Origin of the sequence: Bartonella sp. OD88NMGDW, assembly GCF_042193775.1 — a bacterium.
In the GTDB taxonomy this organism is placed as follows: Bacteria; Pseudomonadota; Alphaproteobacteria; order Rhizobiales; family Rhizobiaceae; genus Bartonella; species Bartonella grahamii.
Genome location: NZ_JBHIMA010000007.1, coordinates 53,246 through 68,644 on the forward strand (window position 1 = coordinate 53,246; position 15,399 = coordinate 68,644).

The window sequence follows — 15,399 nt, forward strand, 5'->3', positions numbered from 1 at the left end:
TATTTTATGGTTAAAGTTCGTTTTGCTCCCTCTCCAACAGGTTATATTCATATTGGCAATATCCGTATTGCGCTTTTCAATTGGCTTTATGCGCAAGCGCATAAAGGAGCATTTATCTTGCGCTATGATGATACAGATGTTGAACGTTCTAAACAAGAATATATCGATGCTATTGCTGTTGACCTTGAATGGCTTGGTATTCAACCAGATTCAATTTATTACCAATCTAAGCGATTTAATCGATATGATGAAGTTGCGGAAATTCTCAAACAACGCGGGCTTCTTTATCCCTGTTATGAGACTGCAGAAGAATTAGAGCGACGTCGTAAAATCCAGCTTTCACGCAAATTGCCTCCTATTTATAACCGTGCAGCATTAAAATTGACAGCAGAAGAGAAAAAAAACTTTGAATCTCAAGGTCGTAAACCCCATTGGCGTTTTCTTCTTCCTAATTTTGAAAGTGATCCTTTACAAACAAAGCGAACAGAAGTTTGCTGGAATGATGCAATAAAGGGAAAGCAGACGATTGATTTGGCTTCTCTTTCAGATCCTGTTCTTATTCGTGAAGATGGAAGCTATCTTTATACATTGCCCTCTATTGTTGATGATGTAGATATGGCTATTACGCATATTATTCGTGGGGATGATCATATTACAAATACAGGCGCTCAAATTGCTATTTTTAAAGCTCTTAATGCAGAATTACCGGTTTTTGCTCATACCAATTTATTGGCGACAGTTTTAGGAAAAGGATTTTCAAAACGTAACAATGATCTTTCTATTAGTTCTCTAAGGGAAGAAGGATTTGAATCTATAGCTGTTCAATGCCTTGCCGTTTTGATTGGGACATCGCAAAATGTGCATCCCTATCCTAATCAAGCAGCGCTTTTAGAGCATTTTAATCTCCAAGATACGTCAAGATCCGTTGCAAAATTTGATATTGCTGATCTTCTTGCTTTGAATAGTCATCTTGTCCATGAGTTAACCTATGAAGAAGTAAAAATGCGCCTTAAAAAACTTTCTATTGAGGGAGATAAGGCGGAATATTTCTGGAACGCGATAAGAAACAATATTAATAAAGTCAATGATGCTGTTTTGTGGTGGAAAATCATTCATGATGAACAGAATTTTGATACAGTGGCACTAGAGGATCGTGTATTTGTGCGTCAATCACTCGATTTCTTACCTGAAGGTGCTTTGAATGAGGAAAGTTGGAAAATTTGGACAACAGCATTAAAAGAAAAAACAGGTCGGAAAGGAAAAGCTTTATTTATGCCATTACGTCAGGCACTTACAGGCATGGATCATGGACCTGAAATGGGAAAAATTTTGCAGCTTTTAGGGCGTGAAAAGGTAGCAGAAAGACTCTCTAGGAAATAAGAGCGGCTTTTTTTAAGCATTTCGTTCATTTCACTCTTAAAGAGAGTAAAGAGCGAATTTATTTACACGTTTTTATAAGCATGAAAGCAGGAATATCATCACCAAATCCAAGGGGCGTGTAATTCTTATTTTTTCGTGGGCGTTGTTGCTCAGATGGCTTCTCTTTATCATTTGCATTTTTGATACATTCTGTTTCATTCTCTTCTACAGATTTTTTAGTGTGAGCAACAGGCTCTTTTGGAGCAGTTTTCTTTGGTGATTTTGAAGATTTTTTCTTTACAACAATATCTTCTGTTTGATCATCGGCTATTAAAGTTGAGAGATCTCCATTGAGCCATTCAATTTTTTCATTACTCATTTCCTCAATGGCATTGATATATTTTTGATCAGCTTTTGTGACAATTGTAAAAGCTTTTCCGCTACGATTTGCACGCCCTGTACGACCAATTCGATGAATATAGTCTTCAGCATGTGTGGGAACGTCATAATTGAAGACATGGCTTACGGCGGGGATATCAAGTCCACGGGCGGCAACATCAGATGCAACAAGAAGTGTGAGTTTATTGTCTTTAAAATCAGCTAATGTGCTCATGCGCGAGTATTGGTCCATATCTCCATGAAGCGCACCTACACTAAAATTATGTCTGATGAGAGATCTAAAAAGTTCAGAGATATCTCTTTTCCGATTACAGAAAATAATAGCGTTTTGAAGTTCTGCACCTTCATTATGAATAAGTTCTCGCAAAACAGCTCTTTTATCCCATGACTTACTTCCCGATTTGACGAGCCGCTGTGTAATTGTGGTTGCGGTTGAGGATGCTTTTGTAACTTCAACAGAAACAGGAGAATGTAAAAATTGCTTTGTTATTTTTGCAATTTCTGGCGCCATTGTTGCAGAAAAGAACAAAGTTTGACGTGTAAAAGGAGTTAGCTTACAGATGCGTTCAATATCAGGAATAAAGCCCATATCCAACATGCGATCAGCTTCATCAATAACAAGGATTTCAACGCCCATCAGGAGCAGTTTACCGCGCTCGCAATGATCGAGAAGGCGCCCTGGTGTTGCTATAAGAACATCAGCTCCCCGTTCAAGTTTGCGATCTTGGAGTTCAAAAGAAACTCCACCAATCAAAAGAGCAACATTTAAACGATGATTTATTCCGTATTTGTCGAAATTTTCTTCAACTTGAGCTGCAATTTCCCGTGTTGGTTCTAAGATGAGCGTACGGGGCATTCGTGCTCTTGCACGACCTTTTTCAAGGAGAGTGAGCATAGGCAATACGAAAGAAGCGGTTTTACCTGTTCCCGTTTGGGCGATTCCTAAAACGTCTTTTCTTTGAAGGACATGTGGAATTGTTTCACTTTGAATAGGTGTTGGAGCTGTATATCCCGCTGATTCCACCGCATTAATAACTTTTGCGGAAAGACCTAAATCAGCAAAACTGTTTAAAGATGGTATCATTTTTTTATCAATTGCTCTGTGATTTTAACTGCGCTATCTAAATGATAATTATAACCAATATTCTATACTCTTAAGAGTGTTAAGATGTTTTCACAAAAAAACTAACTATAACAATCATATACACATAAAAAGCATAATACAATCATTAATAGCGAAATTGTTCTGATAAAATGCGCTCATCCCATGAATGATTTGAGTCAAAAAGGATTGAAGCTGTTACTTCTGTTGCCATTGAAATAGTAACTGAATGGACAGATTTAACTTCAATATTATCTGCAGCAGCGTTGACAGGGCGTTTGTCAGGTTCAAGCATATCAAAGCGCACTGTTACTGTATTGGGAAGCAAAGCTCCATGCCAACGCCGAGGGCGAAAAGGGCTAACGGGAGTGAGGGCCATAAGAGGAGCCATAAGAGGTAAGATAGGTCCTTGCGCTGATAAATTATAGGCGGTCGATCCAGCTGGTGTAGCGACGAGGACACCATCACAACTTAATTGTTCCATGCGTACATTGTTATCAATGGTGATGCGAATTTTTGCGGCTTGATAAGATTGCCGAAAGAGGGATACTTCATTAATTGCAAGTGCCTCGATAGAATCTTGATATTCAGATTTTGCAATCATGCGCAGGGGATGGATTTCTTTTTTATGTGCGACAGCAATACGATTGGGCAATTTTTTTTCATGAAATTCATTCATAAGAAATCCTACAGAACCTTGATTCATGCCATAAATAGGTTTGCCTGTGTTCATGACGTCTCGTACGGTTTGTAACATTGTCCCATCACCACCGATTGCAACAACAATATCAGTTTCTTCCAGAGAAGAATGACCATAAACGGAAATTAATTTATGGGTAGCTTTGATAGCGTCCTCAGTTTCTGCGGAAATAAAATGAAAGCGACTTGGTAATGTAGTCATTAAAAAATTATCCTGATATTTATAATGTATGTTGTAACTTATTTTTGAGAGTTTTGAAGTTGTAACAAAAGCTCTTTTTATAATAAAAAGAGCATTGAATAAAGAGAAGTTATTTCAAGGTAAAGTATCATTGAAAAGTAAGAGGAGTGCATCGTTAGATAAGTTACAAACAAGTAATTTTTTTATTAGAATGATAATTTAGCATTGAAGCTAAGAGTATGATTAGTTAAAAGACCATAACTGATTTTAATAATCAGTTTAAAGCACCCGTAGCTCAGCTGGATAGAGCGCTGCCCTCCGAAGGCAGAGGTCACAGATTCGAATTCTGTCGGGTGCACCAAATTCTTCAACTGCATACCATTCTAAATAACAATATTACCAAAAAAGAAGCCAATTTCCTCTTTCATGAAAATGGTCCATTTGAGTTGTTTATTAAGTTTTATAGCGAAGAAGAAAATGATTTTAAGAGAAGTAAGATTTACGGTTGTGTACATAACTTCTCGGTTAGTCATTTTGAATATCGAGATAAAAAAGCAAGATTATCTAAATATGCTTTCAATTTAACTATAAAACATTTATAACATAAAAATACATAATTAATTCAATATGTTATTGTATAATTGATCTGGCATTTTTGACAGTAGATCGCTAAATATGTTGTTTTGAGCATTAAAATAGATAGCTAAATTTGCTTTTATTCTATTTTTCGAGCTAAAGGCTTTTATGGTGAGATGGAACGCGGATGAGGAATATCACCAGTTAAAGGAATAATAATGGGGATAAAAATAATCGTCAAAATTTGAATTGTTTCAAAACGCTGTATTCGGTATGGTTATTATGGTTTTGAGAATGGGTATCGGGTGATTTCTCTATACACCAATATTGCCAGTTATGTTGGATGAGGGATTGTTTACCTTTAATCAACTTTTTTATATAGCTAGCGCTAATTACGGTGGTTATTTAGTTGGGAGTATGTTCTTTACGTTTGGCAGAATTAGGAATATATCTCTTGCTCCTCACATGCTATCTTGTGCAGCTATAGTAATGAGTGCACTTATTATTTCCATGGCGTTAACACTTGATCCGTTTTGCTTCTCGTGTTGCGAGTGCAGCAATGGTGGTTTTGGGTTCTATTATGGTCATGCAGCATAGCCATAATGGGTGGATTATTGCTTCGCTTTATGCAGGTGCAGGAGTTGGTATTCTATTAGGTAATGAATATGTTATTATTAGTTTGAACAGGGCGCGTGATGCGACAAACATTTGGTTTGAAGTATGCTATTCTTTAAGCGCATGCAATTTATGTTATCGATAATTTCAAACGATTACGTTTTTAACAATGCGATTTGTGTGTGATAAAAACGTATCATAAAGTTTATGAACTGTTATGAATGATAGCTGCTTTTCACTTTATTTGAATGTTTACATGCCTTATAACATTTGCATCATAATTTGCTTTTTATAGTCTATTCATACATGGCAATTGTTTATAAAAAATGGTCAATTGAATCACGTATAAAGTGTGAATTCTAAATGGAATTCATATGAAATAATTTCACACAAACTATTGACTTTGTTGTGTGTTTTTTATGATAAGATTCTTCTCTTATACGGCGTTATCAATTTTATTTGCAAAAATCTGCTTCGCTTTTGACTTTTGATATGGATACAACCTCTTTTGAGGTAGAGCAAAGAATTTTTTAGCCATGGAGAGTGCAACAGTGTTCTTCAAAAATCTTGATTGGTCTGTTGAAAAAATTAAAGAGGTAGATAATTATTCAGCACGTTATCAACTACCAGATTGTGAAGTACAAATTCTTTATAATGACGCAATTATCAAAGGTTATCCGTAATTTGATGTTGGAGTTTCGATTAGTACTGGTATTTTAGCTACTGCCTGCATGGTAATTGATCCCTATCAATTCTCAGCATTTACAAGATCTACAACTTGATTTTTATAAAAAGGGGTTGAGAGTTTGTGAAGAAGAAATATATGCGGATTGGTTGGAATTAAGCTTGATTATCTCTTGAAATAGGCGATAGAAAAAATTGATCTTCATAAATGCTTTTATTCCAGATATGGAGCACTACCTTGGCAAAAGAGTGAAGTTGAGGCAATAAGGTTATCAAGATAGATGATGCAGATTATAGCTACTTCATATTGGTGCACTGGCTTTATTGGGTAATGTTGCAACCTTACAATCTTATTATCAAAGTTTCAGTGCAGGGGATCATTTAGCTTTGATGAAAATACCCAAAAGACTCATCTTGAACGTGCATTGGCTTTAGCTAAAGAAGTGGTGAAATCTAAGAAACTCAGCTACACTTTAATTGCAAAAGTAGCAAAAAATATGAGCCATGTGGAAGAAAAACAAAGTTCTTAATAAGAGCTTTCCAGAGAGGTGGAGCTTCATTCTTGGAAGGAAAAAAATAGCTAAATTTATCGAAACAAAAGATAAGAAATATCAAGAAGATCTCAAAAAATTATAGGAACCAGAGTCTAGTGTAACCCTGCCATTATCAGTTGAGTGAACCCAACAATGGCGGAGTTCTATCCATTGGCAGAAATCTGATGTTTGAAAGATGATTTCTTGATGTGAAGCTAATGTTATAATAAATAATTATTATAAATCAATATGTTGTATATATTCATAATTTTTGAGATTAATGACCATTGACAAATAATTTTGCATCATTTTTTCTCTTACAGCTTTTTGTAAATCATCAATGAAAATTTTTATAATGGAAAGTTTATTGATAACATAACTTTTGTATGTTCATTACTTTACGCTTAAAAAATATAAAAATAATGAAATGCAATTAAGTCATCAACTTCTTATTCTTTTCAATTTTTAATCATAAAAAAATCTTTTTATTCATCTTGCTTATAAAAAGAATTAGCTTTTTTCTGGTAAGACAATTGGAGAAATAAGGATTTTAGATATGTTTCGGCGTTCCATTTCAATCACTTTAAAGTGTAAACCATCAGTTTCAAAACTTTCTCCCTCATTTGGTAAATGACCAAACTGCCAAAGCATAAAGCCTGCCAGAGTCGTATAACGATCTGCTTCATCCACAAGGTTACGCCCAAGATAACCACTTAAACGGCGGATATCAGCATATCCCTCAACAAGAAGACTGCCATTTTCAAGTTGTTCTGCGATCATGAGTTCTTCATCGTCATCGGGAAAGTCTCCTGCAATAGCTTCAAGAATATCGGTTGGTGTTGCAATTCCTTCAAAAGATCCATGTTCATCAACAATAATTGCAAGCTGAATCGAAGAATGACGTAATTGCTCCATCAATCGTAAAACACTTGTATTTTCATGAACAACGAGGGGTTCTCGCATAGCTTTTTTCCAATTAATTTTTTTCCCCTCAGCCAAATTCAAAAGAAGATCTTTTGTCAACGCAACGCCAACAAATTCATCTACTTTTTCACGCGCAAGAATTAAGCGGCTATGTTTAACCTTTTGTAATTCTTCACGCATTTCATTTTCATCAGCATTTAAATCTAACCACTCAATCTCATTACGCGGCGACATGATAGAGCGAACAGGGCGATCAGCTAAATCGAGAACACCACGAATCATCTCCTTTTCTTCTGGTCTAAACAACTCAGAAGCTGCAGCCTGTTCAGCAATAACATCTACAGTCTCAGCAAGATGACTATCTTTACTTCCTCCTCCTAAGAGCCTCAAAACAGCATCAGCTGTTCTACTGCGTAGATCATTTGTTTTAATCATTTTTTCACGGTTACGACGTCCAATTTGATTAAAAGCTTCAATGAGAACAGAAAAACCAATAGCAGCATACAAATACCCTTTTGGAATATGAAAACCAAATCCTTCAACAATGAGAGTAAAACCAATCATCATCAAAAAACCAAGACAGAGGATTACAATAGTGGGATGACGATTAATAAAACGCATAAGAACACCAGATCCGCACATCATTACTCCCATAGCAGCTATGACTGCGATATACATAACTGTTGCCTGCTCTTTTGCAATCATCCCTGTTGCGGTAATAATACTGTCTAGTGAAAAAACGGCATCCAGCACCACGATTTGAACAATTACTTGCCAAAAAACAGCATAAGCAACGCCTGTTTTTCTTTCATGTGATACCCCTTCTAACCTTTCATGTAATTCTAGCGTTCCCTTTGCGAGCAAAAAGGCTCCACCACCGATTAAAATAAAGCTATGCCAACTAAAGACAAAAGATGAAAATGAAAGAATTACCCTATCGAGTCTCATAACCCATCCGATAACTGTAAGAAGGAAGAGCCGCATAATTAATGCTAAAGTAAGACCTAGAAAGCGTGCGCGGTCACGCAAATGCAGTGGCAATTTTTCAGCTAAAATTGCAATAAAGATAAGGTTATCTATTCCTAAAACAATTTCGAGAAAAACCAACGTGATCAAACCAAACCACGCATGGGGATCAGTGATCCATTCCATCATTCCTTACCTTTTAGAAGCTTAAAAGCGCGCGATTGACAAAAAAAATTCATAGGCTTTTATTCGTATATTGGATCATGAACATTGAATGTAAAAAAATTTATATTCAACGAAAAAACCAGCAAAATATTGCTTGAATGCATGTGATTACTGATAAAACAAAATGATGCCCCATCCCGCTTAAAACCACAAGAAGGTTCCTCTAAATTTTGCTCGGGCATTATGCTCGATAATCCTCCAACTATAGATTCTGTATAACAATCAGAACATTTATTTATAAAGCTTCTTATAATGGGTTTATTTTTATATAAGATCAAGTGGAGAATATCATATTTTTAACCTTACAGACAATGAGTCTATATAACAAACAACAAAATATCTGGACATCCATCCTTAGGAGCGTTATAGAAACGCTCATTCTCATCTTTTGGGAAGCTTATGGGTGATTAGCTCAGTCGGTAGAGCAGCTGACTCTTAATCAGCGGGTCGTGGGTTCGATCCCCTCATCACCCACCATTCGATTTTATACCATAAATAACTTAATTGATTGCGTAAATTTTTTAAGATACGAGTTGCTAAATAAAATTGGGAAGTAGGATTTCCCCATATGCGTTTGTTTAAAAGTGAAGATTGTTGATATAGCTTAGTCATCAGGTTTTGTACTTTTAGAGGGCTTAAAGAACTTCCAAAAGACATTTAAAGATCTTTTAATGCGTATTGTTTCTTTTTTTTAATCGCAATTGGTAAGGAGAAGTTTCTTACCGACAATTGTGTTATTAAAGGGGTATAAAAATCAACAGTTTTCACTTCTTTTAATATAAATTGATTAAATTTTTTTTGGATTTTTGGCATATTGTTTAAAGATAGAAGAAACTTTACATTTTAGTTGTGTCAGTAGCGTGGATATTTTTTGATAACTCTCCTACTTAAACAAAAAATCTCTGTAATAATCATCAGTATTCCAAGAGGATAAATCAAGATAAAACAAAGTAGTTAGATGGACATAACAGGAATAAAATTAGATCAGTTTAATTGTTTAAAGCTAATACCTGCTAAACGACAGAAAATAAGCTTTAATAAGGCTTCAAGTTTTTAAATATTAGACCTTACAGTTACGCTATACTGTTTTGCCTTTAGCTTAACCGCTAAAAAGATAAACATTAAGAAAGCTGCTCAGAATCATTATAATATATTGATTTATAATAATTAATTATTCTTTTTTTGAAAAAAACTTTATTGTAATAAACTTCTTTTGTTTCAATCCCTCTTATAATGAATTAATTAAAATTATTATTTTTGCATCATAAATGAGATTAACGTGTGGATAAAGACTATTGAAGAAAAGCATAAAAATGATTCTTATTAACGTTCTGAAGCGCTAAAAGTTATCACAACATTGGAAAAATAGTATAATGGTGCAGGCTTGCTCTTTCATTAAAAGGGTTCTTTAGGTATTCTTTATCTATAATAAATTTTCTTTTCAAACAATAAAATGAAATTATTTTCAGATAGAGGTTTTTAATTTTGCGCATTTGTTTTTTGCAAAAAGTTTTGCAATCATGTGCTTTATCTAACATAAAAATCGATTACACTATGAAATAGTACTTTTAGTATCCAATTTTATGGGAGTTTTTTTGAAGGAAAATAGATAAATATTTCTATGTTTTTCGTAAAGTAAGATTCTTATAAAAGGGGACCTTCAAGTTTCAATATAAAAAAGATAAATACAAATAATGATTGTATTAATTTACATATACAATCGAATTTAGTATAGATTATAATCTTTATAGGCATACAAAAAAGAAGTCGTTGATAGCCTTTTATTTATTCAGGTGGTGTTTTGGAGGCTCTTTTCCAATATTGATGCGCTTCAAAAATGGCGACCACAAATAATGAAATGATGAGCGGTATAATCAAATAAAACATTCTAAAGACAATAAGTGCTGCAATAACATCGGTTGGATTTATATTGGGCATGCCTGTTATGAAGAGAGCTTCAAGAACTCCTACTCCTCCTGCTGGAGCATTGGAGAGAAGAGTTATCGTAAAAGATGCTAGGAAAACACCAAGAACAGAGATAAAATGAATATCTGCATTGTGTGGGAGAACAGCATATATAATTCCTGCTGCTCCTAAAAGCTCTAGAGGGCTAATGAGAAGCTGTTGAATAACAATTTTCAACCGTGGATAAGAAAGTTGAATTTTCTTACCTAAGCGTAAGGGTTTTAACTGAAGCCAGCTACCAAACGTATAAAGTGCTATACAGCTGAGTAAAATTGCTCCAACCGTTGTTCCTAACCATTCAGGAAGTTCTTTGTGAATGAGGGTGATAATTTCGGGTTGCAGCACCAAAACGATTCCCAAAAGTAAGATTGTTCCGATTACAAAAGTAAAAGAGCAAAAACCTACTAATATTGCGATTTCTGTTCCGTTTAATCCTTTCATTTTATAGGCACGATAGCGCACAACGGCACCAGAAAAAACTGAAGCACCGATATTGTGTGAAAGAGCGTAGGTTGTAAATGAACATATAGCGATAAAAATCCAAGAAATTTTATGCCCTAGATGTTGCAAGGCAATTCGATCATATCCAGCAAGAGCAGCATAAGCTAGGAGAGAACATAAACAGGCTAGTAACCAATGCTGTGCATTTAAATCGCTCAAGCGCTCCAATACATCCCCAAATGAAATGGCAGAGAGTTTCATATAAAGAATCCGAATAGATATCAGCATTGCTAAGATACCAATCAAGGGCCATATAAATTGCTTTATTTTCACGATTCTTTATCCATTTTATGTTTTCTGTAAATTTTCATGGTTGAGCGTATTCCGTACAGATCTTCGTTCCGTTATATACTCCATAATGCCATTGGCAATTTCTTCATCATCCGTTACTACAACATCAGCACCTAAATCAATGAGATATGCTGTTTCTGTGTCGGATAATGCATGTGTGATTATATGAATATCTTTCTTCATATCACGTATATTCACGATACATTCTCCTACTTCAATGGTGCTTCGCATTGTAATAACAACTTTATGTGCATTATTTATATTTGCTGCGTCCATTATTTCTTGTTGAATGATATTGCCGCAAATAGCCTCAAAGCCATCTGCAATCGCTTTATCAGAGAGGCGTTTTGATTCTTCTACGATCACTACAGGTTTACCTCTATTTATTAAAGATAATGCAACACACTTACCAATACGACCATAGCCAATAATTACGATATGGTTATTTTTTAAGGTCATCGGTAAAAAATCTTGGTCGGGATCTTGTGGATCAATATCAATAATTGTTTGGGCATTTTGTGAAGATGCAGAATTTTTTTCTAGACGTTTTTTAATTTTATTACAGGCAATGAAAACAAGAGGATTGAGCAAAATAGAAAAAATTGCTCCTCCAAGAATTAAATCATGAGCGTCATTGTTTAAAAGTCCTAAGCTTAAACTTAAACCAGCAAGGATAAAGGAAAATTCTCCGATTTGGGCAAGGCTTGCAGAAATAGTCAAAGCTGTTGCATTAGAATAGCGAAAAGCCTTAACGATGAAAAAGGCAACAGCAGATTTTCCGATTACGATAATGAATAAGGTTGCTAAGAGAGGAAAAAAATGAGTTAAGAGTTTCTCTGGGTCAAATAACATGCCTACAGAAACAAAAAAGAGAACAGAAAAGGCATCGCGCAGTGGTAAAGATTCTTCTGCGGCACGGTGGCTTAATTCTGATTCACTCATGACCATACCAGCAAAAAAAGCACCAAGAGAAAGGGAAACACCAAATAAATGAGCGGCTCCGAAAGCTACTCCTAATGCAATAGCAAAGACGCTAAGACGAAATAATTCACGGGATCCCGATTGTGCGCTCATTTTTAAAAGCCATGGGATAACGCGTCGCCCAATGACGAGCATAAGTGCAATAAATACAATCACTTTCAGGATGGTGAGACCAAAAATACCCCAAATACTTAAATCCAACCATTGAACAAGAGGATCAAACGCTTCTTTTTTGGTATTGCTGATGGCACTTGCCAAGGAAGGGATGAGAACAAGTATAAGGACCATTGCTAAATCCTCAATAATCAACCATCCAACTGCAATGCGTCCTTTTTCTGTTTCAATAAGATGACGCTCCTGCAAAGCACGTAGCAGGATAACAGTACTTGCTATGGATAAAGCAAGACCGAAGATCAAACTACCACTGAAGCCCCATCCCATAATCAAACCAAGGCACAAACCTAGAAAAGTAGAAAATGCCATTTGTGCAATAGCAGCGGGGACAGCAATAGCTTTGACAGATAAAAGATCTTTTAATGAAAAGTGGAGCCCAACACCAAACATCAGCAAAATAATGCCAATTTCAGCAAGTTGATTAATGATGACGGAATCTATTTTAAATCCGCCTGTATTGGGTCCCACAATAACACCAGCTAACAAATAGCCTACAAGTGGTGAAATACGCAAACGGCTAGCAATCATTCCCAAGAGAAATGCTAAACATAAACCTGCAACAATAGTTGTGATAAGTGGTGTGTCGTGGAGCATGGATTATTTACTATTCTTGATCAAAAAGCGAATGAATGAAAATGATTATATTTCTATGAGAAGAGAGGCGAAATGTATCATACGTATTAAATGGCATTTTTATTTCACTTTGGTATTCGCACGATTATTTCGTTCACGCCACCAATTTCCTAGCAGGAGTAAAATAGGAGCAGCAATAAAGATAGAGGATGATGTTGCAATAATAATCCCAAAGACCATGGGCAATGCAAAATTATGCACAGCACTTCCACCCCATATCGCCATGGGGAGCATAGCAAGAATTGTTGTGGCTGATGTAAAAAAACAACGTACAAGAACCTGATTAATTGACAGATCAATCAGCTCGCGCAACGGCATTTTTTTATAAAGACGCATATTCTCGCGCATCCTATCATAGACGACAACTTTATCATTTATAGAATATCCAACAATTGTTAAGAGTGCAGCGATAGCCGTTAAATTAAAATCAAATTGAAATAAAGCAAAAAAGCCAATCATTTTTGTGGTGTCTAGAATGAGAGTGATAATTGCTCCAATGGCAAAGAACCACTCGAAGCGTAACCATATATAGAGAGACATGGCAATAGCCGCAAGAATAACAGCAGTAAAAGCAGCTGTGGCAAGCTCGCCTGAAATTTTGGGACCAACAACTTCTATTTGATCGAATGTGGTATCGGGATAGATATTTTGTACAGCTGTTTTGACCTTATCAATGGCGATGGTTTGTTGTGCTTCGCTACCGCTTTGTTTCTGCATGCGAATTAATACGGTATTTTCGTTATCAATATTTTGCAAGGTAACTTCACCAATATTAAGAGTAGAAAGCTTGGAACGCAGAGTTGCTAGATCTGCTGGTGCTTTCGTGGTAATACTCATTTGGCTTCCGCCAATGAAATCAATACCGAAATTCAATCCAGGCTTAAAAAAGAGAAAAACTGAAGCCATTGATAAAACAATTGAGACGCCAATACCAATGAAGCGTGCTTTCATAAAGTGGAAAGTTGTGTTTTGTGGCAGGATGTTGAAAGCAGAGTGAATATGCAATTTTTTAATTTTCCATTTACGAACGATCCAAATCATGATGATGCGTACAATGGTGATATTTGTAAACATGGAGATGATAATACCAAGCAACATTGTTACGGCAAAACCACGAACGGGACCAGTACCGAACCAAAATAGTAAGACGGTCGCTATAATTGCTGTAACATTTGCATCAACAATGGTTGCAAAAGCGTGTTTAAATCCACGATCTAGGGCTGCAAAAGCACCCACACCTTTTCGACTTTCTTCACGGATACGTTCATTGATGAGAATATTAGCATCAACGGCAATACCGATGCCTAAAATAATACCAGCAATACCAGGCAGGGTAAGCGTAGCTCCCAAAAGACTCAGTGCAGCAAATGTTAAAATCGTGTGTAGAGCTAGTGCTATATTGGCAATTAATCCCCAAATGCGGTAGAGAAGAAAAATAAAAATTGCAACAAGAATAAAGCCAATTATGCCGGTGTAAAGTCCCATTTGGATGGCATCAGCACCAAGATTTGGACCTACGGTTCTCTCTTCAATGACCGTGAGTGGTGCGGGGAGGGAACCAGCACGAAGCAAAGCAGCCAGAGTTGAGGCTTCTTTTGGGTCAAAGTTTCCTGTAATTTGGCCTTGTCCATTGGGAATGACACTATTGATGGTCGGAGCGGTTAAAACCTTATTATCTAAAACAATAGCAAAAGGACGGTTAATATTTTGTCGTGTTATATCGGCAAATATTTTTGCACCAGCGGAATCTAGAGTAAATGAAATAATGGAACGTCCTGGTATTTGGGGGTCAAAACCTGCACGGGCATCTTTCAGGACATTTCCATCTAAAGCGATCTGATCATAAATCGCATAATGTTGTGTTGCATCAGTATATCCAGGAAGAATAGAAACACCTATAGGGGGATTATTGGGGTCCACATTAGAAGGAACAAGATGAAAACTCATCTTAGCGGTTGTTCCTAAAAGATCACGTAGTTGTTTTGGATCTTGTAGTCCGGGCAATTGGACCATAATACGATCATTTCCGACCTTTTGGATGGCTGGTTCTGAAACACCAACTTGATCTATACGGCGACGGATGATTTCTAAGCTTTGTTCAATAGCATTGCTTACACGGTCTTTTATACCAGCTTCCGTTAATGTGACGCGGAGAGTTTCATTTTGAGCACTGATCGTGATGTTATGTTCTGTTGTACCAAAGCTACTGTGTATGGGGGTTATTAATGTTTTCAAAGCAGAGAGTGCTTTTTCAGTTTGCGATGGATCAGAAATAAGGGCAATAATGCTATCTTCAACGATACGCACACTTGAGGTGCGGATTTGTTTTTCACGCAATACATTGCGTACACTGCCTAAAACTATGTGTAACTGATCGCGTTTTAACGTTTTGCTATCAACCTCGAGCAGGAGAGAAGAGCCTCCTTGAAGGTCAAGACCAAGTGCTACACGGGTGTCGGGTAAGAATTTCGAGTTTTTAACTTGTTCGTATGAAAATAAATTGGGTAAGGCAACATAAATGCTGCTTAAAAGAATAAAACAATAAAGGGTAGTTAACCAACCAGGTGTACGCATGATATATTCCGCTAATA

General features: G+C 36.1%; 9 protein-coding genes, 2 tRNA genes and 1 pseudogene. 6 read left to right on the forward strand and 6 right to left on the reverse strand.

Features of this window, described 5'->3' with window-relative positions:
- Positions 1 to 6 precede the first annotated feature (6 nt).
- Complete coding sequence (gltX, locus tag ACFIJR_RS06720; protein ID WP_375653852.1) at positions 7 to 1,380, forward strand: glutamate--tRNA ligase; 1,374 nt, start codon at positions 7 to 9, stop codon at positions 1,378 to 1,380.
- Between the two features lie 58 nt (positions 1,381 to 1,438).
- Here the strand turns inward: gltX and ACFIJR_RS06725 are convergent, their stop codons facing one another.
- On the reverse strand, positions 1,439 to 2,842 hold the full coding sequence (locus ACFIJR_RS06725) for a DEAD/DEAH box helicase (RefSeq protein WP_375626225.1): 1,404 nt from the start codon (positions 2,840 to 2,842) through the stop codon (positions 1,439 to 1,441).
- A gap of 145 nt (positions 2,843 to 2,987) precedes the next feature.
- The gene (locus ACFIJR_RS06730) at positions 2,988 to 3,761 is read right to left on the reverse strand and encodes an NAD kinase (protein ID WP_375627214.1); all 774 of its coding nucleotides are present in this window, start codon (positions 3,759 to 3,761) and stop codon (positions 2,988 to 2,990) included.
- 263 nt (positions 3,762 to 4,024) lie between these two features.
- Between ACFIJR_RS06730 and ACFIJR_RS06735 the strand changes: the two genes are divergently transcribed.
- The 4 genes and pseudogenes from ACFIJR_RS06735 (at position 4,025) to ACFIJR_RS06750 (ending at position 6,050) form a co-directional block, all read left to right on the forward strand.
- A tRNA-Arg gene (locus tag ACFIJR_RS06735) sits at positions 4,025 to 4,101 on the forward strand.
- Between the two features lie 551 nt (positions 4,102 to 4,652).
- Positions 4,653 to 5,076 (forward strand): annotated as a pseudogene (locus ACFIJR_RS06740) (YbfB/YjiJ family MFS transporter).
- A gap of 391 nt (positions 5,077 to 5,467) precedes the next feature.
- Complete coding sequence (locus ACFIJR_RS06745; protein ID WP_375653853.1) at positions 5,468 to 5,614, forward strand: hypothetical protein; 147 nt, start codon at positions 5,468 to 5,470, stop codon at positions 5,612 to 5,614.
- A gap of 307 nt (positions 5,615 to 5,921) precedes the next feature.
- Positions 5,922 to 6,050, forward strand: coding sequence for a hypothetical protein (locus tag ACFIJR_RS06750; protein WP_375626294.1), 129 nt, complete (start codon positions 5,922 to 5,924; stop codon positions 6,048 to 6,050).
- Between the two features lie 608 nt (positions 6,051 to 6,658).
- Here ACFIJR_RS06750 and ACFIJR_RS06755 read toward each other — a convergent pair.
- The gene (locus tag ACFIJR_RS06755) at positions 6,659 to 8,227 is read right to left on the reverse strand and encodes a TerC family protein (RefSeq protein WP_375627217.1); all 1,569 of its coding nucleotides are present in this window, start codon (positions 8,225 to 8,227) and stop codon (positions 6,659 to 6,661) included.
- Positions 8,228 to 8,664: 437 nt separating this feature from the next.
- Here ACFIJR_RS06755 and ACFIJR_RS06760 point away from each other — a divergent pair.
- A tRNA-Lys gene (locus ACFIJR_RS06760) sits at positions 8,665 to 8,740 on the forward strand.
- A gap of 1,308 nt (positions 8,741 to 10,048) precedes the next feature.
- Here the strand turns inward: ACFIJR_RS06760 and ACFIJR_RS06765 are convergent.
- The 3 genes from ACFIJR_RS06765 to secD form a co-directional block, all read right to left on the reverse strand.
- On the reverse strand, positions 10,049 to 11,002 hold the full coding sequence (locus tag ACFIJR_RS06765) for a YbhN family protein (RefSeq protein ID WP_375627219.1): 954 nt from the start codon (positions 11,000 to 11,002) through the stop codon (positions 10,049 to 10,051).
- A 15-nt stretch (positions 11,003 to 11,017) separates the two neighbouring features.
- On the reverse strand, positions 11,018 to 12,769 hold the full coding sequence (gene ybaL / locus ACFIJR_RS06770; protein ID WP_375627221.1) for a YbaL family putative K(+) efflux transporter: 1,752 nt from the start codon (positions 12,767 to 12,769) through the stop codon (positions 11,018 to 11,020).
- A gap of 99 nt (positions 12,770 to 12,868) precedes the next feature.
- The gene (gene secD, locus ACFIJR_RS06775; RefSeq protein ID WP_375626215.1) at positions 12,869 to 15,382 is read right to left on the reverse strand and encodes a protein translocase subunit SecD; all 2,514 of its coding nucleotides are present in this window, start codon (positions 15,380 to 15,382) and stop codon (positions 12,869 to 12,871) included.
- Positions 15,383 to 15,399 lie beyond the last annotated feature (17 nt).